At 52.8% G+C, this 22,417-nt stretch carries 24 protein-coding genes and 1 pseudogene; 8 read left to right on the top strand and 17 right to left on the bottom strand.

From position 1 onward, the window contains the following. Window positions 1–10: 10 nt before the first annotated feature. The 14 genes from LCS67_RS03460 to LCS67_RS03395 all read right to left on the bottom strand — a co-directional run bounded on the left by LCS67_RS03460 (window position 11) and on the right by LCS67_RS03395 (window position 11,989). On the bottom strand, window positions 11–721 hold the full coding sequence (locus LCS67_RS03460) for a molybdate ABC transporter substrate-binding protein (RefSeq protein ID WP_001613763.1): 711 nt from the start codon (window positions 719–721) through the stop codon (window positions 11–13). Then, a complete protein-coding gene (locus LCS67_RS03455; RefSeq protein ID WP_001032025.1) occupies window positions 721–1,773 on the bottom strand; it encodes an ABC transporter substrate-binding protein in 1,053 nt (350 codons plus the stop codon). Before LCS67_RS03455 ends, LCS67_RS03460 begins: the two co-directional genes overlap by 1 nt. A gap of 75 nt (window positions 1,774–1,848) precedes the next feature. After that, window positions 1,849–2,097, bottom strand: a complete 249-nt coding sequence (gene hybG, locus LCS67_RS03450) for a hydrogenase maturation factor HybG (RefSeq protein WP_000334890.1) — start codon at window positions 2,095–2,097, stop codon at window positions 1,849–1,851. 27 nt (window positions 2,098–2,124) lie between these two features. Next, window positions 2,125–2,466, bottom strand: a complete 342-nt coding sequence (hypA, locus tag LCS67_RS03445) for a hydrogenase maturation nickel metallochaperone HypA (RefSeq protein ID WP_000544945.1) — start codon at window positions 2,464–2,466, stop codon at window positions 2,125–2,127. Then, a complete protein-coding gene (gene hybE / locus LCS67_RS03440; RefSeq protein WP_000004951.1) occupies window positions 2,459–2,947 on the bottom strand; it encodes a hydrogenase-2 assembly chaperone in 489 nt (162 codons plus the stop codon). The genes hypA and hybE overlap by 8 nt, the downstream gene beginning before the upstream one ends. After that, window positions 2,940–3,434, bottom strand: a complete 495-nt coding sequence (locus LCS67_RS03435) for a HyaD/HybD family hydrogenase maturation endopeptidase (protein WP_001221960.1) — start codon at window positions 3,432–3,434, stop codon at window positions 2,940–2,942. The genes hybE and LCS67_RS03435 overlap by 8 nt, the downstream gene beginning before the upstream one ends. Next, complete coding sequence (gene hybC, locus LCS67_RS03430) at window positions 3,434–5,137, bottom strand: hydrogenase 2 large subunit (protein WP_000083045.1); 1,704 nt, start codon at window positions 5,135–5,137, stop codon at window positions 3,434–3,436. The genes LCS67_RS03435 and hybC overlap by 1 nt, the downstream gene beginning before the upstream one ends. Next, on the bottom strand, window positions 5,134–6,312 hold the full coding sequence (gene hybB, locus LCS67_RS03425; RefSeq protein ID WP_000017678.1) for a Ni/Fe-hydrogenase cytochrome b subunit: 1,179 nt from the start codon (window positions 6,310–6,312) through the stop codon (window positions 5,134–5,136). Before hybB ends, hybC begins: the two co-directional genes overlap by 4 nt. Then, complete coding sequence (hybA, locus tag LCS67_RS03420; RefSeq protein WP_001081721.1) at window positions 6,302–7,288, bottom strand: hydrogenase 2 operon protein HybA; 987 nt, start codon at window positions 7,286–7,288, stop codon at window positions 6,302–6,304. The genes hybB and hybA overlap by 11 nt, the downstream gene beginning before the upstream one ends. A 2-nt stretch (window positions 7,289–7,290) precedes the next feature. Then, complete coding sequence (gene hybO / locus LCS67_RS03415; protein ID WP_000145429.1) at window positions 7,291–8,409, bottom strand: hydrogenase 2 small subunit; 1,119 nt, start codon at window positions 8,407–8,409, stop codon at window positions 7,291–7,293. Between the two features lie 189 nt (window positions 8,410–8,598). Then, on the bottom strand, window positions 8,599–8,886 hold the full coding sequence (locus tag LCS67_RS03410) for a DUF2623 family protein (protein WP_001059119.1): 288 nt from the start codon (window positions 8,884–8,886) through the stop codon (window positions 8,599–8,601). Window positions 8,887–8,970: 84 nt separating this feature from the next. Beyond that, entirely contained in the window at window positions 8,971–10,614 is a 1,644-nt protein-coding gene (locus LCS67_RS03405; protein WP_001238425.1) for a methyl-accepting chemotaxis protein, read from the bottom strand. 306 nt (window positions 10,615–10,920) lie between these two features. Next, a complete protein-coding gene (locus LCS67_RS03400; protein WP_000439335.1) occupies window positions 10,921–11,415 on the bottom strand; it encodes a TIGR00645 family protein in 495 nt (164 codons plus the stop codon). 70 nt (window positions 11,416–11,485) lie between these two features. Continuing rightward, window positions 11,486–11,989, bottom strand: a complete 504-nt coding sequence (locus LCS67_RS03395; RefSeq protein WP_001084409.1) for an ESA_00282 family adhesion-associated protein — start codon at window positions 11,987–11,989, stop codon at window positions 11,486–11,488. 103 nt (window positions 11,990–12,092) lie between these two features. Between LCS67_RS03395 and LCS67_RS03390 the strand changes: the two genes are divergently transcribed. The 3 genes from LCS67_RS03390 (at window position 12,093) to LCS67_RS03380 (ending at window position 13,902) form a co-directional block, all read left to right on the top strand. Beyond that, window positions 12,093–12,503, top strand: a complete 411-nt coding sequence (locus LCS67_RS03390; protein WP_000936446.1) for a hypothetical protein — start codon at window positions 12,093–12,095, stop codon at window positions 12,501–12,503. Then, entirely contained in the window at window positions 12,490–12,894 is a 405-nt protein-coding gene (locus tag LCS67_RS03385; protein ID WP_000665657.1) for a hypothetical protein, read from the top strand. The genes LCS67_RS03390 and LCS67_RS03385 overlap by 14 nt, the downstream gene beginning before the upstream one ends. Window positions 12,895–13,017: 123 nt before the next feature. Continuing rightward, a complete protein-coding gene (locus tag LCS67_RS03380) occupies window positions 13,018–13,902 on the top strand; it encodes an SDR family oxidoreductase (RefSeq protein ID WP_000019032.1) in 885 nt (294 codons plus the stop codon). 112 nt (window positions 13,903–14,014) lie between these two features. On the opposite strand, the gene exbD is transcribed toward LCS67_RS03380, so the two are convergent. Together exbD and exbB are read right to left on the bottom strand one after the other, a co-directional pair. Continuing rightward, on the bottom strand, window positions 14,015–14,440 hold the full coding sequence (gene exbD, locus LCS67_RS03375) for a TonB system transport protein ExbD (protein ID WP_001251476.1): 426 nt from the start codon (window positions 14,438–14,440) through the stop codon (window positions 14,015–14,017). A 6-nt stretch (window positions 14,441–14,446) separates the two neighbouring features. Then, entirely contained in the window at window positions 14,447–15,181 is a 735-nt protein-coding gene (exbB, locus tag LCS67_RS03370) for a tol-pal system-associated acyl-CoA thioesterase (protein ID WP_000527859.1), read from the bottom strand. 251 nt (window positions 15,182–15,432) lie between these two features. Here exbB and metC point away from each other — a divergent pair, with 251 nt between their 5' ends. Continuing rightward, window positions 15,433–16,620: a cystathionine beta-lyase gene (gene metC, locus LCS67_RS03365; protein WP_000130270.1), complete on the top strand. Its 1,188-nt coding sequence runs from the start codon at window positions 15,433–15,435 to the stop codon at window positions 16,618–16,620. A 139-nt stretch (window positions 16,621–16,759) separates the two neighbouring features. After that, window positions 16,760–17,419, top strand: coding sequence for a DedA family general envelope maintenance protein YghB (gene yghB, locus LCS67_RS03360; RefSeq protein WP_000268441.1), 660 nt, complete (start codon window positions 16,760–16,762; stop codon window positions 17,417–17,419). A 63-nt stretch (window positions 17,420–17,482) separates the two neighbouring features. Here the strand turns inward: yghB and LCS67_RS03355 are convergent, their stop codons facing one another. Then, a complete protein-coding gene (locus tag LCS67_RS03355) occupies window positions 17,483–18,382 on the bottom strand; it encodes an AraC family transcriptional regulator (RefSeq protein ID WP_001078198.1) in 900 nt (299 codons plus the stop codon). 192 nt (window positions 18,383–18,574) lie between these two features. Here LCS67_RS03355 and yqhD point away from each other — a divergent pair, with 192 nt between their 5' ends. The 3 genes and pseudogenes from yqhD to LCS67_RS03340 all read left to right on the top strand — a co-directional run bounded on the left by yqhD (window position 18,575) and on the right by LCS67_RS03340 (window position 22,322). Then, a complete protein-coding gene (gene yqhD / locus LCS67_RS03350) occupies window positions 18,575–19,738 on the top strand; it encodes an alcohol dehydrogenase (RefSeq protein ID WP_001058720.1) in 1,164 nt (387 codons plus the stop codon). A gap of 105 nt (window positions 19,739–19,843) precedes the next feature. Then, the gene (dkgA, locus tag LCS67_RS03345; protein ID WP_000013100.1) at window positions 19,844–20,671 is read left to right on the top strand and encodes a 2,5-didehydrogluconate reductase DkgA; all 828 of its coding nucleotides are present in this window, start codon (window positions 19,844–19,846) and stop codon (window positions 20,669–20,671) included. A gap of 165 nt (window positions 20,672–20,836) precedes the next feature. After that, window positions 20,837–22,322 (top strand): annotated as a pseudogene (locus LCS67_RS03340) (DASS family sodium-coupled anion symporter). Window positions 22,323–22,417 lie beyond the last annotated feature (95 nt).

The raw sequence follows: 22,417 nt of genomic DNA, 5'->3' as shown, positions 1-22,417 counted from the left end.
GCTTCGCTTATCAGTTCTGCGAGCGTGTCATATGCGGCGCTTCACTAAACCCATGTTGCATGAGAATCGACCTCGCCCGTGCTGATAGTAAAAAGTCGGCAAGCGTTTTTCCCTGCTCGCTCAGGCAGGCAAAGCCATATTCAGCCACGGGATTATAAGGTTCCGGGATATCAACCACTCGCAGCGAATTAACCTGCCGTAGCCTGGGAGCATAGCTGGCATAGCCGATAAAGATATCGGTGTAATCATGATTGATGAGCCATTCCGCCGCCAACCGGCCCGCCGGTAACGACAAAGTCTGCCTGCCGCCAACCAGCGCTACCGCGCGTTTTCGGACCGCTTCGCCCTCCTTGCCCATCCGCGAAAAAAGCTGCTGCGTATAATCGCCGGAAGGATCGCAACCTGCTGTTGAGGTGCCGATCCGCAGATCCCGCCGGGTTAATAGCGACAGCCAGTCCTCGCCTTCACGCATCGCCTGTGCCCGCACGCTCAGACACAAACGGTTCGTCGTAAAAGGCGCGACCCGCAGCGCCCGCCCGCTTTCCAGCAGCGCCTGCGGATGCGCCAGGTTCGCCGAAGCAAAAAAGTCGCACGCTTCGCCCGCTTCGATGCGTTCACGTAACAACCCCGCCGGACCGAAATCACATACCGCATCCGCCTGAAACGCCGCCATTAGCTGCGGCCAGACGACACGCAAGCTCCCCGCAGCCAGTATTCGCATCACTGTACGCCCTGATAGTCAGTACGGTAAAAACGTTGATACCAGTCGTTAGCGGCCTTTTGCATGTCAATATCGTGGAATTTTTCCGGATAGAGTTTTTTCGCCATCCACAGTTCGCCGATTCCCACCGCCTCCGGCATCGGATATCCCCAAGCTTTGGCATAATCCGGCATCAGGTAAACCCGATGATGCTTCACCGCGTCAATGACCTGCCACTGGGGATTGTGCAGGATCTCATTGACGACCTTCGGATAGCGATTCTGGACAAAGATCACCTGTGGATCCCAGGCGATCACCTGCTCCATTGTCACCTGCTTAAAGCCTTTCACCGAGGATGCCGCTACATTCAGCGCCCCCGCATGGGCCATCATCAGACCGGTATATTTACCGGAACCGTAGGTGGTTAGCTCCGGATTCGCCATATAGGCGCGAACCCGCTCATTTTCAGGAACCGACTGCAAACGGTCGCTGACCATTTTGCGACCTTTATCCATCGCCTCAATCAGCGCTTTCGCCTCCTGCGGTTTATTGACGATATCGCCAATCAGCGTTATTCCTTCACGCAGCCCGCGGTTGTAAGCCTGCTCTTCATCGGCCAGGGTCGGGTTCATTTTAGCCTGCTCGCCAACAACATCATGGCGCAGCGAAATCGCCACCACCGGAATGCCAAGACGGCTGATCTTGTCGATCATCTCCTGTGGAGCGTAATTCGTGACAAACACCACCTGCGGGCGCAGCGCCACCAGTTTTTCAGGATCAACTTGCGTTAGATCGCCCAGCGAGGCTTTTTGCGCCAGTTCCGGCGCCAGACGCGCATAGCCGTCGCCTAATTGCTGTTTCCAGTTCGCCATGACCCCAACGATTTTGTCAGTGGCATTCATCTGTACAAGGAGATTGAGCGTTTGATGCTGGAGCACCACCACTCTGTCGACGGTGTCGGGAACCGTGACCTGGCGGCCAATTTGATCGGTAAAAGTACGCGCCGCTTGTGACATTAACGACCAGCAAAAAAGCAACGCCAGCAGAGAGAGCTGGCGCAAAAATTTATTCATAGGTTTCGCCCCACAATCGATATATAAATAATTATACAACGATTGTAGAGCGATATAATAGAGGTGATTAAGGGATCACGCGCTGGTGATGTCGTACTCCATGCGGCGCAGCGCATCTAACGTGGCTTTCGCTTCGTCTTCGTCAATGATGCTCATCGCAAAACCAACGTGTACCAATACCCATTGCCCTATCAGCTCGGCTGGCTTACCTTCACAAATCAGAGCAATATTGACATCACGTTTGATGCCACACACTTCCACCTGCGCAAGCTGGTGAATATCATCTCCGACGGCCAGCACCTGACCGGGGACGCCAATACACATAATTAACCACCTGGAATAAAATGCGGGTTATTCGACCTCAATACTTTTTACTTTCAACGAATCGCCGGTATCCACCCGCAGGCGATCGCCATGACAATGCGGACATTGCGCGTCATGCCTGAGAATTTCCACCACCTGACTGCAATCCCAGCACCAGGCCTGGGCCGGTCTGTAGTCGATGTGCAATTCGCACCCTTGCGCTAAAGTCCCCTGGCAGGCGATGTCAAAGCTGAAACGAACCGCGCGCTCTTCAACGCACGAAAGCGCGCCTATCTCCAGCCATACGCCGGTGACGCGCGCCACGCCGTGCTGTTCTGCCTGCTGCTGAATAATTTCAACGGCGCTTTGGCAAAGAGACAGCTCATGCATTCTCACAGCTCCGACGGCCAAACAGCAACGCACGCCGGCTTGTCTGCGGTGCATCAGGATTGCTTACCGGCAGGGATAACAGCATCCGCGCGCAGTCATCCGCCAGCCGGACGCCCTCTTCCGGCGACAGGCTACGGGAAAGCGGTGACATCAACGAGCAGGCAAGATATTGCGAAACGCCTTCCAGTTCGCCAACGGTAAAGGTCATCGTGCCATAAGGCAGTTGCAGACCGAGTTTTTCACCGACGGTACGCCCGGGCCAGATCTGGTCCGGGCCAGGGAAGATTAATGCGCTTAACATCCACGGCGTAATTACCGTGCCCGTCCATTGTCCTTCAAACAACGTAAAATCAGAGACATGCACAGGCATAGTCGGATGCAGAAACGAAAGATCGTGCATCGAACGATGGGCTATCTCTTCAAACGCCGCCTGAACCCGGGCGACGGGCGCCGTGTCGAATCCGGAAAACGTTTCAGACATGCGCCGTCTCCTTAGGAATTGCTTCGACGCCGGATTCACGCAGCGCAGCAAGAACCTGCTCAAGCGCAGGTTCAATCATCGCCTCGACGGTTGGCGTTAAGCCGATGTGCGGTTCCAGCGACTGTGGAATAACGCCGACCAGGGTCAACTTCTTCGGAAACTCGCCGGTAAAGCGGAGGGCCGACAATACGTCGGCCAGTCCAAGCTGATGGGGGGAGATTTTGTTGGTGAACAACGCCGGAACTTCATCGTCGCGCAGTACCATAATGGTTCCCGGCGCGTTCTTTTTCGACACGATGGCGTCGGCAATGATCAAATGATCCCGATTCGCCATATCGCCAAGAAGTTCCATTCCCGCCGTACCGCCATCCAGAATCTCAACGAAATCCGGCAGGGTGTATCGTTGCTCTAACGCTTCAACAATACGCACCCCGATGGCTTCATCGGTCAGCAAAATATTGCCGACCCCTAAGACTAATATCCGCATTACAAAACCTTCACCGAGACCACTTCATTGCCATCGGCGTCCACCACGTGTACCGCGCACGCCATGCAAGGGTCGAAGGAGTGGATGGTACGTACCACTTCCAGCGGCTTCGCCGGATCGGCGATCGGCGTACCGACCAGCGACTGTTCGTACGGCCCCACGTCATCGTTGAAGTTACGCGGACCTGAGTTCCAGGTCGATGGCACCACTGCCTGATAGTTACTGATAATACCGTCTTTAATCACCATCCAGTGAGACAGCATACCGCGCGGCGCCTCCAGGAAGCCCACGCCTTTGAACTCGCCCGTCGCCGGAATGTTCGGCTTCACAAACGTGGTGTAATCGCCTTTGCCGATATTTACAATCAGCGCGTTGTATTGATCCTGCAATACGTTTTGCAGTTCACAACAGTGAACGGTACGCCCGATGATACGACCCAGCGTAGAGTGAAGTTGCGCCATTTCCAGCGTTTTGCCGGTCAGCTTCTGATAAAGCGCAATGATTTCATTGAGCTTGGTCTGGGTGGATTCACGACCTGCAGCCAGTTTACACAGCATGTTCGCCAGCGGCCCGACTTCGACGGTTTTGCCGTAGAATGTCGGCGACTTGACCCATGAGTATTTACCGTCATCCGACCAACCGTCGTAAGCCGGAATCGTGGTGCCTTCCCACGGTGCCTGCGGCGCTTCATCTTTATACCAGGCGTGCTTCGCGCTCTCCTGAATACCTTTAATCAGGAACTCGTCGGAGTGAGAGGTGATCGGACGGTATGTCGACAGATCGGCATTGGTAATGTAACCGCCCGGGAACAGGAAACTGCCGTTTTTACCGTCGGTCGGGAATTCCGGCGCGCTCAGGTAGTTCACCGCGCCTTTGCCGCGCTCCAGCCATTCCGGATAGTAGGCCGCGATGACTGCGGTATCCACTTTATACACCTGCTCGACAAAATCGCTCAGCTTATCGATAAACGATTTGATGTACATCAGGCGTTCAAGGTTCAACGTACCGATGCTGTCGAGATTGATCGGGTTCGCCACCCCACCGACCGCCAGGTTCTGGATATGCGGCGATTTACCGCCCAGCAACGCCACCACGCGGTTAGCGTCACGCTGACATTCCAGCGCCTGCAGATAGTGGGCGACCGCAATCAGGTTGACCTCCGGCGGTAACTGCATTGCCGGGTGCCCCCAGTAGCCATTGGCGAAAATACCTAGCTGACCGCTGGCGACAAGATCCTTGATCTTGTTCTGAACTTTCGTGAACTCTTGCGCGCTGTTCAGGTGCCAGCTCGACACGCCATCCAGCATCGCGGAGGCTTTTTCCGGATCGGCTTTCAGCGCAGAGGTAATGTCCACCCAGTCCAGCGCAGAGAGCTGGTAGAAATGGACAATGTGGTCATGGGTGGTATGCGCCGCCAGAATAATATTACGGATATACTGCGCGTTGACGGGAACATCAATATTCAGCGCGCTTTCCGCCGCACGAACGGAGGAGATCGCGTGAGTTGTCGTACAAACGCCGCAAATACGTTGCACAATCATCCACGCATCGCGCGGATCGCGGTTCTTCACGATCTCTTCCATACCGCGCCACATGGTGCCGGACGCCCATGCTTTGGATACGACGCCGTTCTCAATTTCGCAGTCAATGCGTAAATGACCCTCAATACGGGTTACCGGATCAATAGTAATTCTCTGGCTCATGCTTTGCTCGCCTCATGACGATTATGATCGTTTTGTTTTAAAGGAGGAAGTATCGGCAGTAGACGAATGAGTACGATGTATGCACAAATCTCAATGGCCACAAAACCAATAGAAATCAACAATTCTTCCCAGGTTGGGAAGTAGTGGTAGCCGCCACCCGGGTTGAATGCCACCAGCGAATAGGTCAGACGCCACGTCGCGCAGCCCAACAGCGCGCTCAGCGCCGACAGGTACAGCATACGAGAGTCATTACGCAGTTTCGCCACACGCAGCACCACTAACGGGAAGACCATCAGGACGACTTCAATCCAGAACATAGCGGAGTAAAAATCGCCGGCAAACGCATAGGACAGCTTGTCGCGATAAATCAGTTCGCCAAAGCGCAGGACGACGAAAATCGCCAGCAGCACGCTGATGGTATTCGTCAGCTTAACAAACAAATTTTTCTCATCCGGACCGTTTCCTTTCAGGCCTGCCTGAACCAGCGAACCCTCAAATATGACAATGGAGAAGCCCATGATAAACGCGGTCAGAACCGAGAACAGCGGCAGCATTTCATAGCTTTGCCATAGCGGATGTACTTTATAGCCCGCCGAGATCATCAATGACCCCATTGAGGACTGGTGCATCGTCGGCAGCAGCGCGCCCAGCGCGATAATAAAGAACATCACCTTATTCAGACGCTTGAGCGACACTTTCCAGCCCAGACGTTCAAACAGGGCAGGCGCAAACTCCAGCGCCATCACGCCGATGTAGATGGTCATACAGACCGCCGTCTCAAACAGTACCGAGTTCACGTTGAAGTGACCTGGAATGTAGAAGTACGGCAGGTTCCAGTAACGACCGACGTCGATAGTGATCGACAGGCCGCCCAGCGAGTAACCAAACAAGCTTGCCAGCAACGCCGGGCGCACCAACGGATGGTATTGCCCACGGTTAAAGACATACACCGCCCATGCCAACGCCCAACCGCCGCAGGCAAAGCCGGTGCCGATCAACAGGTCAAAGGCAATCCAGACGCCCCACGGGAAACCGCCGTTCAGGTCGGAAACGGAGCCCAACCCGAAGACCAGACGCTTCACGATAAGGAGCATACACAGGACGATTAACGGTCCAAAAATAATGACCGGTTTACTGATGATTTTTCCGCCCAGCGGTTTTGGATCATGACTCATGATCGTCTCCTCCATCGTGATGGTCGTTTTTGCTATTACGACGAACCAGCACGGTTAAGCCCGCCAGCGCAGCCAGGGGTAGTATCATGCCTTTATAAAGCGTGTGTTGAACATGCTCGGAGCGCGCTCCGGTTGAAAGGTCATCCAGCTTCGGCAGATCCAGATCTTCATAAGGAACGCCTGTCAGCACCAGCACCTGAGTACCACCGCCCTCTTTTTCACCGTAGAGGTGTGGGTAGTATTTAGGCACCGTATGCAGATAGGTGTCGTCCGTTTTCAACGTCTGGCGCGGATAGTGATATTCACTGCCTGGTTTGAGGGCCAGACGTTTTTTCGCTTCCGCCATCAGCTCTTCACGAGTACCGAAAATGACGGCCCCTGCCGGACAAACTTCCACACACCCAGGCAAACCGCCTTTATCCAGACGCTCAACGCCTTTCTGGTTACACAACTCACACTTGTGAAGCGCGCCAAACGGGTTGTTGTAGTCGTACTTAGGTACGTTGTACGGGCAGGCAACCATACAGTAACGGCAGCCGGTGCAGACATCTTTGTCATAGTGGACGATGCCGGTTTTCGGATCTTTTTTCAGCGCCGACACCGGGCAAACGGAAACGCAGTTAGGATCAACGCAGTGCATACACTGTTTCTTGATGTAGGCATAGCCGTTCTCTTCCTGATCTTTGTTCACGCCCGTGCCGCTACGCCATACCTGGATAATGTTATTGGTATACGGCGACAGCTTGTCGTTGTTCGACCAGGTCTGCTCCCCTTCCGGGTTACGCGCCGGGAAGTTGATATCCTGACACTTTGTGACGCAGGCCTGACAGCCCACGCACAGAGTGGAGTCATACAGCATGCCCAGCGAACCTGGAATTGGCGGACGGTTTTCTGCAGCCGCATGGCTGACAGACGGCGCGGCGCCCAACAGCAATGCTCCACCGGAGGCTGCTTTAATAAAGTCACGTCTGTTCACGGTTATTCTCCCCGTGAGTCAGCGTTATCTTTCTTTTGCTGACGCCCCAGTTCACGTACCGCCATCACGCTGACGCCGGCAACCAGACCGACTACGCCGCCAAGCAGACCGACAGCGCCCGCAGAGATATTGCCGCCTTCTTTCATATTGACGTCAGGTTTCTCTGAACGCGGAGTTTGGTTTTCGACATGAGCAAGCTGGTGAATGCCCTTATGGAAGCCGATACCTTCTTCGTTACAGCCATAGCAAGGATGACCGATCGCCACTGGCCAGACGCCGCCAACGTCACAGAACTGTAACGTAGAACAGTTGCCCCAGGTTTCCGGCCCTTTACAGCCAAGATGGTAGAGACACCAGCCCTGACGGTGGCCTTCGTCGCCAAATTCTTTGGCAAAACGGCCTGCGTCGAAGTGTGGACGACGTTCGCAATGCTCATGAATCAGACGGCCATAGGCAAAGGTTGGACGATTTTTCGCATCCAGCTTCGGCGGCGTGCCGTAAGTGATGATATGCGCGACGGTCGCCAGGAAGTTATGCGGGTTTGGCGGACAACCTGGAATATTGATAACCGTTTTGCCCGGTAAGACTTCCTGCAGACTGACAGCGCCGGTTGGGTTTACGCCAGCCGCAGCAACGCCGCCCCATGCCGAGCAGGAACCGATAGCGATAATCGCAGCTGCGCCGTCGGCGGCTTTGCGGATGTGATCCACGATCGGCTCGCCGGCAACCATGCAGTAGATACCGTTATCTTTTAGTGGGATAGAACCATCCACCACCAGAACATATTGCCCTTTATACTTCTCCAGAGCGTTATGTTTGTTTTCTTCGACCTGGTGACCGAATGCGGCGGAAAGTACCTCGTGGTATTCCAGAGAGATGGTCTCCAGAACGAGGTTTTCAACGGTTGGGTGTGTAGCACGAAGCAGTGATTCGGTACAACCGGTACACTCCTGAGCGCCAATCCAGATAACGGGCGGACGCTGTGGATTGGATACCGATTCTGCCATTTCTGCGGCGGCTTTGCTACTGAGCCCCATAGTAGCGGCCAGTGCTGCACAAAGCTTCATGAAATCACGACGGTTAATGCCGTGAGAAGTGATGAGAGTATTATCTCCAGTCATTTTATAGTTATTCCGTTACGAAGACCTGGCTTTTATTTTGCACTGTTCGCGAAGAAGTTATTGCGATCGGTACGCCATTTACCACACTTTTTTTATGGTTATGTGCGCCATAATACTTCGACGGAACAGTAAAACGAAGGGAAGAGGCGATAGTGTAATTAATTAAAGCAAGATAATACCCCTGTTGGATCAACCTTCGAGTCGATAACCGGCCATAAAGAAGCGAACCGCCATCCCGGAATGATTCTCTTTAAAGAAATCCATCACCATTTCTTTATCCAGACCATAGCGACGCGTCAGAATTCCGGCCTCCCACGCGCTAAGTTGACGATCGCCGGTCTTTTCGAACATACGGTGTGTAAAACCCAATACAAAGCCACGTTTATACTCAGAACAGAAATTCACCGCATGATGCGCGCTATATGCATATGGCGCGTGCAACCCAGCCATTAACCCTTTCCCAAAATGATTATTCATCTGACCTCCTTAGTCGCTATATAATAAATTATATAGCGACTGATTAAATGAAGGCCAGCGCATTACGCGCTTTTTTGCTTCACATCAGAAGGAAACCCATTCATCAGTAGACTGTGCGGGAGCCGACGCCATTCTCTGAACGCCAGGCGCCGCTTTCGCCGTTACGCATTGTTGCGGCTCACTAGCGGAAAGCCGGAACTGCTGTACGGAGCGTTGCAAATCCTCCGTCTGCCGTTCCAGCGCCGCCGCCGCCGCGGAAACCTGCTCAACCAGCGCGGCGTTTTGTTGCGTAACGCTATCCATTTGCGTGATCGCCACGCCAACCTGAGAGATACCTTTACTCTGCTCTTCGGAGGCGGACGCGATCTGTTTCATAATCGTCGTCACTTCCGTGACGCCGCGCAGGATGGCGTCCATCGTCGCGCCGGTCTCCTGGACCAACTGCGCGCCCTGCGCTACGCGACGTACCGATTCGCCAATTAAGGCTTCAATTTCTTTCGCCGCCCCCGCGCTGCGGCTGGCCAGGTTACGTACCTCACCGGCGACCACCGCGAAGCCGCGTCCCTGCTCGCCCGCTCTGGCCGCTTCTACCGCTGCGTTCAAGGCCAGAATATTGGTCTGGAAAGCAATACTATTAATCACGGTAGTAATTTCGGCGATCTGCTGCGAACTGGCGGAAATGCCGTCCATTGTTTCTACCACATCGGAAACCAGTTCACCGCCTTTTCCTGCCGTTAGCGAGGCGGCATCCGCAAGCTGACTCGCCTGGCGGGCGTGTTCGGCGTTCATTTTCACCGTTGCGGTAAGCTGTTCCATGCTGGCGGCAGTTTCTTCCAGCGCGGCGGCCTGTTCTTCCGTTCGGGAAGAGAGATCGTTATTACCGGTAGAAATTTCCGTCGCGCCGCGCCAGATATTGTCACTTCCGGCGCGGATCGTACTCACGGCTTCGCGTAAACTGTCCTGCATCGCGCGCAGTAGCGGCACCAACCGGCCTACGCAGTTACGCCCCAACGCTTCAATCGGCTGGCTAAGATCGCCTTGCGCGATGCGCTGAAATTGCTGGCGGATGCGCTCCAGCGGTTTCACCATCATTGCAACCAGATAGCGATCGGTAAAAATCAGGATGGCAATGCCCAGAATCACCGCCGTGATAAGCAGGATGCGGATGGTATAGGTTTTACCATCGACCATTACGCGGGTGTTATCCAGCATGGCGCCAGCTTCATGACTAAACCGTTCCGCGCTGGCGCCGAACGCGCGACTGAGTGCGGGCGTGACCGTACTGGCATGTTCGCTCCAGGCGGCCAGCGATCCTTGCTGCGCCAGTTGCATTTGAGGAACGACGCCTTTCTCCAGCAAGGCCTGCCAGTTGGACAAGACCTCCCTTGAGATATCAGGGTTCATCGGCCCTGGCGATAGCGCTTTCATCTCCTCCAGCTTCTGACGCATATTCTCGAGCGACTGCCGGGCGGGCGCAAAATCGGGCGTGCCGCCGCCGATTTTTACATCCATCGCGCGGCTAAGGCGGGTAACAAAGCGGAAATATTGATCGTTACCCTGGCTTAGCACCGTCATTTGCCGCACAAGATGCCGGTCAATATCATTTCCTTCCGAAACTTCGGATAAAGCATGGACGCTGTATAACCCCACCCCCGACCAGAGTAGACAAAAAAGTCCCAGTATCGTCAGCATGACCATACGAATAGTAAAGTTTTGCAGCAAACGCATATGAATTTCCTTGCTGAATATAAGAGATTAGTCATCAGACGATGACGCACTCTCGTTATCGGCAAGGCGCGGAGAATATATAATGCATTCTCCATTTTTTTACAGTTATCGCCGTTCACGTACCCGCAGATGTTATATATCTGTGAACGCAGAGAAAATCTTTTAGTCTTATTACTGGGTAAATGAATAGATGTAGTAAAAATATTGCGTAAGGCTGCAGGGAGGCGGTTATCCGCCGTTAAAGAAGTGCTGTTTTACAGCCGGGCTCAGTGTCCTTTGCCCGACTGCCCCGCCGTTGACGGCGGCTCAATGGTTATGCCGCGTCAATCTGTCCAGATAGCCCATCACGAACGCCGACAGGACAAAGGTCAGATGGATGATGACATACCACATTAATTTGTTATCCGGGACGTTTTTCGCGTCCATAAACACGCGTAACAGGTGAATGGAAGAGATAGCGACTATCGATGCCGCCACCTTATTTTTTAGCGAAGTCGCATCCATTTTCCCCAGCCAGTTCAGCTTCTCCTTGCCCGCAGAGATATCCAGCTGAGAGACAAAGTTTTCATACCCGGAGAACATGACCATTACCAGCAATCCGCCAACCAGAGTCATATCAACCAGCGATAACAGCACCAGGATCAGATCGGCCTCCGCCAGGGCAAAAACGTTCGGCAGAACGTGTAGAATTTCCTGGAAAAATTTTAGCGCTAAAGCGATCAGCGCCAAAGAGAGGCCAAAATACACTGGCGCGAGCAGCCAGCGAGACGCATACATTACATTTTCAAGAAAGCGTTCCATAGGGACCTGTCAGGTAACTAAAATCAGCAACAGTATATCTCAACCATGCAACATCAGATCAACATGCCAGTTAAATCTCATCCGGTTTAACCTGTGGACGCTGATATTCCGGCCATACCAGCGCGACCAATGCCGGGTAGGCCTCAAGACTGAACTCCCGAAAACACTGACGTAAATTCAGGACGTCCAAATCCGAATACGGCACCTTTTCTCCGTTCAGACAACGCTTCTTAATATTGTCGTAATACTTATAAACGGCAGAGTTAAGGTCGCTGCAACGACGCTGTGCGTCAAATAATCCAGGCGTTTCATTCAACTCAGTCATTGTCATTCGTTTTATCGTTGCATGAAGGAAATCGATATATTCATGGTTAACGCGCCAGTACCATACCGGCGTTATCGAATTCATTAATACTGAAAAATGATCTTCGCCCTCTTCCTTTGTCATGGGTTCAGTTTGATTTAAATTTACGATTTTTCCACCAGGACGTTTTTTATTAACCTCCCACATCAGGAAGAGTATCGCGCCGGTCAGTAATAGCAATATAATAACAGAATAAAAAATACTGTTCATAGCAGGCTCCATTTTTTTTGATTTTAAAATTACACCATGTTATTGTCAACGAAACCTACACTATTAAAAATAGTATGCCACTGATCGTAAAGGATATTTAGTCATGCTTCCTGAGCATCTGGTTTCCTCTCATTTTCGCCTGTCATCGCCGCCCCCTGAAGCCACAGAAAACAGTAAAAATTTGCCTAAGGGAAAGACAAAACTCAGCGATTACGAGCCTGATATTTTAATTAGCGCTAACGCTGCCGGGCAACACAGAAACGTATTATTTGAAGAACGCGACCGTCATATTAAAGAACGTCTGTATTGTGTGGCTAAAATTGAAACGTTTGCCCGCCTGATAAACGCACTACAGGCAGAAGGCGATATTGATGCCCAAACGCTAAGTAAAATACTGGCGGATAAAACCGCAATGATAAATGAAAAAGGCAATGCCATTTGGCTTAATTTAATCACTCGCGAAACCAATATGCCGCTATTTTATTCACTGGAAGATAAAGATGAAAGAAGTTGAAGACAATAACGTTTATTTGGCTTTAGACAACCATAAAAGTGATGAATTTATCTTAAAGCAAAATCTTGCAGCGCTAATCGCCAGTAAAAATGCCACCCTGGAAAAGGTAACGCAGGAGGTGGTATCCATACCGGCGGCGTTAGTACGCCTGAAGTGGCAAAACCGACGGGAGATGTATGCGTTACAGGTCAAAGAGGAGATTTATGGCGCGACCATCAATGCCATTATCGAGCAGCATCCTGAATTACGAGACAAAATTATGTCTCGTCTTGAAAGTGACTGGCAGCATCTGCTGGCTCGCGAGACGGCAACCTTACGTCTGACGCGTAAGCTTTCCGATGGCGACTACCGGACGCGCAACGTCACCACCGTCGCACGGCAAGAAAAATAACCTTCATGGCTAGTTAACTCTGTTGTGAATACGGGCGAAGCATAAGGATCGTTCTGATTCTCCCTCTTACGGTAGTAAAAGTGTCTACGCTTAAAGGGTGTTCAACCTGAAGGGAGAAGCTCAATGTCTCATCTATACGACCCTACCACGCAGTATTACACCGGCGAGTATCCTAAGCAAAAACAGCCGGCGCCCGGCGTCCAGGCGAAAATGACGCCTGTTCCTGACTGTGGTGAAAAAAGTTATGTCGGCAGTGGTCGCCTTAAAGATCGTAAGGCGCTGGTGACAGGGGGCGACTCCGGGATTGGGCGTGCTGCCGCTATCGCTTACGCGCGTGAAGGCGCAGATGTCGCGATCAACTATCTGCCAGCGGAAGAAGAGGACGCCCAGCAGGTTAAAGCGCTGATTGAGGAGTGCGGCCGTAAAGCGGTGTTATTGCCAGGCGATCTTAGCGACGAATCTTTCGCCCGTTCGCTGGTCCATAAGGCGCGTGAAGCGCTGGGCGGGCTGGACATTCTGGCGCTGGTGGCCGGTAAACAGACGGCAATCCCGGAGATAAAAGATCTGACCAGCGAGCAATTTCAGCAAACCTTCGCCGTTAACGTTTTTGCCCTGTTCTGGATAACCCAGGAAGCGATTCCGCTGCTGCCAAAAGGCGCCAGTATTATCACGACGTCGTCTATCCAGGCGTATCAGCCCAGTCCGCACCTGCTGGATTATGCGGCAACCAAGGCGGCAATCCTCAATTACAGCCGTGGCCTGGCGAAACAGGTGGCGGAAAAAGGAATTCGTGTGAATATTGTCGCGCCAGGCCCTATCTGGACAGCGCTGCAAATTTCCGGCGGTCAAACCCAGGATAAAATTCCGCAGTTTGGTCAGCAGACGCCAATGAAGCGGGCCGGCCAACCTGCAGAGCTGGCGCCGGTGTATGTCTATCTGGCAAGCCAGGAATCCAGTTACGTTACCGCAGAAGTGCACGGCGTGTGCGGCGGGGAACATTTAGGCTAACGCATGAAGTCGATTAAGATGGCGCACTTCTGTTAAGCAAGGCGCCATCTTAGGCAATAAAAAAGCCGGGTGGCGACTTCGCCTTACCCGGCCTACAGCGTCAGCAGAATTCTTATTTCGCTTTCGCGGTCTCTTCGCCGACCAGACCAATCTTGAGATAGCCCGCCTGATGCAGCATATCCATCACTTTCATCAGGGTTTCATACTCTACGGTTTTATCCGCGCGGAAGAAAATCGTAGTATCCTTTTTCCCTTCCGTCAGGGCCGTTAGCTCGGCAATCATCGTATCATCCGTCACCGGATCGTTACCGATAAACATGGTGTTATCCGCTTTCACCGACAGATAAACCGGTTTTTCCGGGCGCGGCTGTGGCGTACTGGTAGAAGCGGGCAGATTCACCTTGACGTCCACCGTCGCCAGCGGCGCAGCCACCATAAAGATAATCAGCAGAACCAACATGACATCGATAAACGGCGTCACGTTGATTTCATGCATTTCGCCGTTGTCATCCAGGTTCTCGTTAAGACGCATTGCCATGACGCATTACCCTACCCGTAATTTCTGCGCGGCGCGTACCGGCTGCGCACTGGCGCTCGCATTCAGATCGAGATCGCGGCTTTGCAGCAGCAATACCTGCGCCGCCACGTCGCCCAGCGTCGCTTTGTAACTGCCTATCTGACGTGCGAAGATGTTGTAAATGACAACCGCCGGGATCGCAGCCACCAGCCCAATCGCCGTCGCCAGCAGCGCTTCCGCAATACCAGGAGCGACCACCGCCAGGTTGGTGGTCTGCGTTTGCGCAATACCGATGAAGCTATTCATAATGCCCCATACGGTGCCAAACAACCCGACGAAGGGGGAAATGGCGCCGATCGTCGCCAGATAACCGTTGCCTCGTCCCATGTAGCGGCCAACTGCCGCGACGCGACGTTCCAGACGAAAGCCGGTACGTTCTTTAATCCCTTCGTTATCTTCGCTGCCCTGAGAGAGTTCCAGTTCATTCTGCGCTTCATTGATGAGCTGTGCGCTGAGACTTTTTGCACTGAAACCTGCCGCAATGTCGGAAGCCTGATCTAAAGAGCGCGCATCGGCTAATTGCAGTTGTTCACGCTTTAAGCGGCGCTTTTGAGTGAAAAATTCAACACTTTTACTGAAGAAGATAGCCCAGGTGACGACTGACGCCAGAATCAGACCAATCATCACGCACTTCACGACAATATCGGCGTGCTGATACATACCCCAGACGGAGAGATCCGTCTGCATCAAATTATTACCCACTCTGTATCTCCAGGACGCAAATCACAAAATCTGAGCATAATAATATCAAAACGGCGTCGAATTGATAGTCGTTCTCATTACTATTTACATACTGCCGCACCTTTACTGCTTTTTCTTTGCGCTTACGCATTAAAAAAGCCACCTGTTTTTATTTTGGCAAAATTTTCATCTGTATCACACGTCGCCAGGGTGCAGATGGTTATATTCATGCTAGTTTAGACATCCAGACGGTTAAAATCAGGAAACGCAACATGACGGATAAACAGTTGGATACCAAACTGGTAAACGCAGGACGCAGCAAAAAATACACGCTTGGCTCAGTGAATAGTGTGATTCAACGCGCTTCTTCACTGGTGTTTGACACCGTCGAGGCCAAAAAACACGCTACCCGCAATCGCGCCAACGGCGAATTATTTTACGGACGCCGGGGAACGCTGACCCACTTTTCGCTCCAGGAAGCCATGTGTGAACTGGAAGGCGGCGCCGGATGCGCGCTCTTCCCGTGCGGCGCGGCGGCGGTCGCCAACACCATTCTGGCATTCGTTGAGCAGGGCGACCACATCCTGATGACCAACACAGCCTATGAACCCAGCCAGGATTTCTGCAGCAAAATTCTCGGCAAACTGGGCGTGACGACAAGCTGGTTCGACCCGCTCATCGGCGCTGATATCACGCAACATATTCAGCCGAACACGAAAGTCGTTTTTCTGGAATCCCCCGGTTCTATTACCATGGAGGTACATGATATTCCGACCATTGTCAGTGCGGTCAGACGCGTCGCGCCAGAAGCCGTCATCATGATTGATAATACCTGGGCGGCTGGCGTTCTGTTCAAAGCTCTGGAGTTCGATATTGATATCTCTATCCAGGCGGGCACTAAGTATCTGATTGGTCATTCTGATGCGATGGTCGGTACTGCCGTTGCAAATGCGCGTTGCTGGGAACAATTGCGGGAAAACGCCTATCTGATGGGGCAAATGCTCGACGCCGACACGGCTTATATGACCAGCCGCGGTTTGCGCACGCTCGGCGTCCGACTGCGCCAGCATCAAGAAAGCAGCCTCAAAATCGCCGCATGGCTGGCGAACCATCCTCAGGTCGCGCGCGTTAATCATCCGGCCCTGCCGGGTAGCAAAGGTCATGCGTTCTGGAAACGAGACTTTACAGGCAGCAGCGGTCTGTTCTCCTTTGTGCTCAATAAAAAGCTGACCGAGGCAGAATTATCTGCCTATCTGGATAACTTTTCGCTGTTCAGTATGGCCTACTCCTGGGGAGGCTACGAATCGCTGATTATTGCTAATCAGCCGGAACAGATCGCCGCGATTCGTCCCGCAGGCGGCGTAGATTTTACCGGTACGCTGGTTCGGGTGCATATTGGTTTAGAGAGTGTTGATGATTTGATCGCTGATTTAGCCGCCGGCTTCGCCAGAATTGTGTAAAGTTGCCGGGGATGGACATATATGCAGACAATTTCCGTGGAAAAGTCTGCGTTTGTTGCGTCCGGGATCAAGGCATCCCGGACGATTCAGGAGTACAATAGGCAGATAAAAGCGTAAATGCTGTTCCACAGGAAAGTTCATGGCTGTCATTCAAGATATTATCGCTGCGCTCTGGCAACATGATTTTGCCGCGCTGGCGAATCCACACGTTGTTAGCGTCGTCTACTTTGTCATGTTCGCCACGCTATTTTTAGAAAACGGTCTGCTGCCAGCGTCATTCTTACCTGGCGATAGTCTGCTACTACTGGCAGGCGCGTTGATCGCCCAGGATGTGATGCATTTTTTGCCGACGATTGGCATTCTCACCGCCGCGGCCAGTCTCGGCTGCTGGCTAAGTTATATCCAGGGACGCTGGCTCGGTAATACGCGTACCGTCAAAGGCTGGCTGGCGCAGCTTCCGGCAAAATATCATCAGCGCGCCACCTGCATGTTTGACCGTCACGGTTTGTTAGCGTTACTTGCCGGGCGCTTTCTGGCGTTTGTCCGCACTCTGCTGCCAACAATGGCGGGTATTTCCGGCCTGTCCAACCGCCGGTTTCAGTTTTTTAACTGGTTAAGCGGCCTGCTGTGGGTGACTGTCGTGACCAGCTTCGGCTACGCGCTCAGTATGATCCCGTTTGTTAAGCGCCATGAAGACCAGGTAATGACATTTTTAATGATCCTTCCCGTCGCGCTACTGGTCGCCGGGCTGTTAGGTACGCTGGTCGTGGTGATTAAAAAGAAATACTGTAACGCCTGACGTATCCATAATCGGCCAGGATGGCCCGGTTACGCTTCGTTGCCCCGTGGCGGGATGCCCCACTTAGCTCCCTTGCATTGTCCGCATTCTTGCCGCATCTTCGCCCGGCGTAACGCCAAAATAACGTTTAAACTCCCGGCTAAACTGCGATGCGCTCTCATAGCCGACCCGCATCGCCGCGGCGCTGGCCTTCATACCGTCGTGAATCATCATCATCCGCGCTTTATGCAGTCGGTAGCTTTTTAAATACTGCAATGGCGAGGTGCTGGTGACCGCCTTAAAATTATGGTGAAACGCCGACACGCTCATGTTCGCTTCTGCCGCCAGTTGCTCAACATTCAGGTTCTCGGTGTATTTCATTTCGATCTGTTTAAGTACGCGACTGATCAGGCTAAAGTGCGTCTGGCGACTAACCAGTGCAAGCAGCGCCCCGCCGCGCGGTCCCATCAGCACATGATAAAGAATTTCGCGAATAATCTGTTTTCCCAGAATCCGCGCATCCAGCGGGCGCTCCATCACATCCAGCAATCTTTCCACCGCGCATAAAATCTCGTCCGACAGCGTGGCGGAGTTAATCCCACTGGCCGCCATCGGCAACTGGAAACGCTCATCTTCGCCAATGTCCATGAGCAACTCTTGCAGTTGCAGCACATCAATGTCGAGCCGAATACCGGCCAGCGGTACCTCCGGCGTCGCCCAGGTCTCGCATTCAAAAGGGAGCGGCACGGTCAGTAAAAGATATTCATTAGCGTCATAACGAAACTTGCGCTTGTTAATATAGCCAATTTTATGGCCGGAAAAGAGAAATATGATGCCAGGCTGATACATGACCGGCGTGCGCGGCCCCGGTTCAACACCATACAACAGACGAATGCCCGCCAGCCGCTCGCTGATTATTTTATCATTATTTTTTAAATGATTAATTTTATCCGCCAACTGTAAGCAAATTGCTTCACGATTCATAACGCGCCATTTTTTCATCAAATCCACTCCGCTGGATTGTGCGCATTTTTAGCGATTTTCTCCAGCATTCTGGAGAAATAGGCAAAACATTGGCAGAAATGTGCATTGAGAGACATCCCTCACAAGACCACAATGATGACCATCAGGCAGACAGCCGCCTGCCCTCTTTTTACCCACATAAGGGAATGAGCAATGAACAATTTCAAATTACATACCCCTACCCGCATTCTGTTTGGTAAAGGCGCTATCGTCGATCTTCGCGATCAGATCCCGCAGGACGCCCGCGTGCTGATTACCTATGGCGGCGGTAGCGTGAAAAAGACCGGCGTACTGGCGCAAGTTCAGGAAGCGTTAAAAGGACTGGATGTTCGGGAGTTTGGCGGTATTGAACCGAACCCGTCCTATGAAACGCTGATGAAGGCCGTGCAGCTTGTGCGCGACGAAAATATTACCTTTCTGCTGGCCGTTGGCGGCGGTTCCGTACTGGACGGCACCAAATTTATCGCCGCAGCGGCGCAATATACGGACGGCGTCGATCCGTGGCACATTCTGGAAACCGGCGGTACTGAGATTCGTAGCGCAATCCCGATGGGGTCTGTGCTGACCCTACCGGCAACCGGCTCAGAATCGAACGCCGGCGCAGTCATTTCCCGTAAAACCACTGGCGACAAACAAGCCTTCCACTCCTCGTTCGTGCAACCGGTGTTTGCCGTACTGGACCCGGTCTACACCTATACATTGCCGCCGCGCCAGGTTGCGAACGGCGTCGTGGATGCTTTCGTCCATACCGTTGAGCAGTACGTCACTTACCCGGTTAACGGCAAAATTCAGGATCGTTTCGCCGAAGGTATTTTACTCACACTGATCGAAGAAGGTCCCAAAGCGCTGCAAGAGCCTGAAAACTATGACGTCCGCGCTAACGTGATGTGGGCCGCTACTCAGGCGTTAAATGGCCTGATTGGCGCTGGTGTTCCGCAGGACTGGGCGACGCATATGCTGGGCCATGAGCTTACCGCGATGCACGGTCTCGATCATGCCCAGACGCTGGCTATCATTCTGCCTGCGCTATGGAACGAAAAACGAGACGTTAAACGCGCAAAACTCCTGCAATATGCTGAACGTGTATGGAATATCACCGACGGTTCCGACGACGAGCGTATTGATGCCGCCATTGCCGCCACCCGCCGTTTCTTTGAACAGATGGGCGTGCCTACCCACTTGTCCGATTACGGTCTGGATGGCAGCACTATTCCGGCGCTACTGGCTAAACTTGAGGCGCATGGATGCACAAATTTAGGTGAAAATCAGGATATTACGCTGGATGTCAGCCGTCGGATTTATGAAGCAGCGCGCTAAGGTTTTTTCGCCTCTGACTTTCGTTTTTGGCCATTTCGTCCAGACTTAAGTCACTTAGTCTCGCCGGCCCCGACTCCGGCGAGCCAATTAAAAGAGGAACACATCATGGCTAATCCAACCATTATCAGGCTACAGGATGGCAACGTAATGCCACAACTTGGGCTGGGAGTCTGGAAAGCAAGCAATGAAGAGGTGATCGCGGCGATTCATAAAGCGCTGGAGGTGGGCTATCGTTCTATTGATACCGCCACAGCATATCAGAATGAAGAAGGCGTCGGCAAAGCGCTAAAAGCAGCGAGCGTAGCGCGGGAAGAGCTGTTTATCACCACCAAGTTGTGGAATGACGATCAAAAACGTCCCCGCGAAGCCCTGCAGGAGAGTCTGAAAAAACTGCAGCTTGATTATCTCGATCTCTATCTGATGCACTGGCCCGTACCGGCTATCGATCACTATGTCGACGCCTGGAAAGGCATGATCGCGCTGCAAAAAGAGGGGCTGGTAAAGAGTATCGGGGTCTGTAACTTTCAGATCCATCACCTCCAGCGTCTGATCGATGAAACCGGCGTTACCCCTGTGATCAACCAGATCGAGCTTCACCCCTTGATGCAACAGCGCCAGCTACATGCGTGGAATGCGACGCATAAAATCCAGACCGAGTCCTGGAGCCCGCTGGCGCAGGGCGGCGAAGGCGTATTCGATCAGAAAGTGATTCGCGAACTGGCGGATAAATACGGCAAAACGCCCGCCCAGATTGTTATTCGCTGGCATCTGGACTGCGGGCTGGTCGTCATTCCGAAATCCGTCACCCCTTCCCGTATCGCGGAAAACTTTGCTGTCTGGGATTTCCGTCTCGATAAAGATGAATTAGGCGAGATCGCAAAACTGGATCAAGGAAAACGCCTCGGCCCCGATCCGGATCAGTTCGGCGGTTAAGCCGGATTTATCGCACGCCATGCCCGACGATGTCGTCGGGCTTTTTTGCATTCAGAAACATTAAGAAACAATTACGCGCATTTAACAGTATATTTCCCCCACACACAAGCGCAGAATTATTCTGATTTTGTGAATATTTATTCATATTTATTATGAATTTACTTAATACATATAAAATATTTATGGATGTGTGATTGTGGCGGAAAAAAAATCTCAGGGCGTCAAATGGCTCCCATTAATTCTTATTCTGGTTATCGCCGCCGGACTGTGGCAGCTAACGCCCCCTTCCGGGTTAAGCGCGCCGGCCTGGCATTCCGCGATTATTTTTGTCGCGACGATCGCCTCTATCGTGGCGAAAGTGCTGCCTATTGGCGCGGTCGGTATTATCGGCATCACCGTCTTTGCGCTCGCCTATGCTGCCGGCGACAAAACGGCCAGCGGCGCGATTACCACGGCGTTGAGCGAGCTGAACAGTTCGTTGATCTGGCTTATCGTCGTCGCCTTTATGATTGCCCGTGGGTTTATCAAAACCGGACTGGGTCGGCGTATCGCCCTACAAATGATCCGTCTGTTAGGTAAACGAACGCTGGGCCTGGCTTATGGTCTGGCGTTTGCCGATCTGATCCTCTCCCCCGCGATGCCCAGTAACACCGCGCGCTGCGGCGGCGTGATTTACCCGATCGCCGACTCGCTGGCGCGCAGCTTTGATTCACATCCGGAAGATGAGTCTCGCAGCAAAATCGGCACCTTTCTGATCACCTGTATTGGCAATGTTAACGACGTCACCGCCGCACTGTTTATGACCGGTTATACGGGTAACCTGCTGGCGGTAAAACTGGCGGCGAACGCCGGCGTTACGTTGAGCTGGGGAAGCTGGTTTATCGCCGCGCTCCTGCCTTGCCTGGTCTCTCTTCTTATCGTCCCGCTGCTGGTCTACTGGCTGACCCGTCCGGAAATTAAACATACGCCGGATGCGCCGGATCTGGCGCGCAAAGAGCTGGCGCAAATGGGCAGTATGACGCGCGGCGAGTGGCTCATGCTGGCGACCGTCGGCGTGTTGCTGGTGCTATGGATTTTTGGCAGCTCGCTCGGCGTGGATGCCACGACGGCCTCTTTTGTCGGTCTCTCTATTTTATTACTGAGCGGCGTGCTCACCTGGGAAGATGTTAAAAGCGAAAAAGGCGCCTGGGATACGTTGATTTGGTTTGCCGCGCTGCTGATGATGGCTAACCAGTTGAAGAAACTAGGATTCACCAGTTGGTTTGGCAACCTGATTGGCGACAGCATCGGCAGCACGATGCATGGAACCAGTTGGATAATCATCCTGCTGCTGCTTAACGCAGCCTATTTTTATACCCACTATTTTTTCGCCAGCGGCAACGCGCAAATCGCCGCGCTGTATGCGGTGTTTCTGGGTGTCGGTCTGCATCTGAATATACCGGCGGCGCCGATGGCGCTTATGCTGGCGTTTACCAGCAGCCTGTACTGCTCTCTTACGCAGTATACCCACGCACGCGGCCCCATTCTTTTTGGCGCCGGCTATGTACCGACGGGCATCTGGTGGCGAACGGGATTTATTATCAGTCTCTTTAATCAGGCGGTCTTTTTGACAGTCGGCCTCGCATGGTGGAAAGTGCTGGGTCTTTATTAAACTCAGTCGCGAAGATAATTGAGCGGTTAATCGTCTCTTCCGGCCCGACAATTGTCGGGCTTTTCGGAAATCATCAATTTCCCCCGTTAGCCCTC

Source organism: Salmonella sp. A7, from assembly GCF_020181675.1.
GTDB classification, from domain to species: Bacteria; Pseudomonadota; Gammaproteobacteria; order Enterobacterales; family Enterobacteriaceae; genus Salmonella; species Salmonella enterica.
Note: the sequence above shows the minus strand (reverse complement) of the source record. Positions and strands in the feature narration are given on the sequence as shown.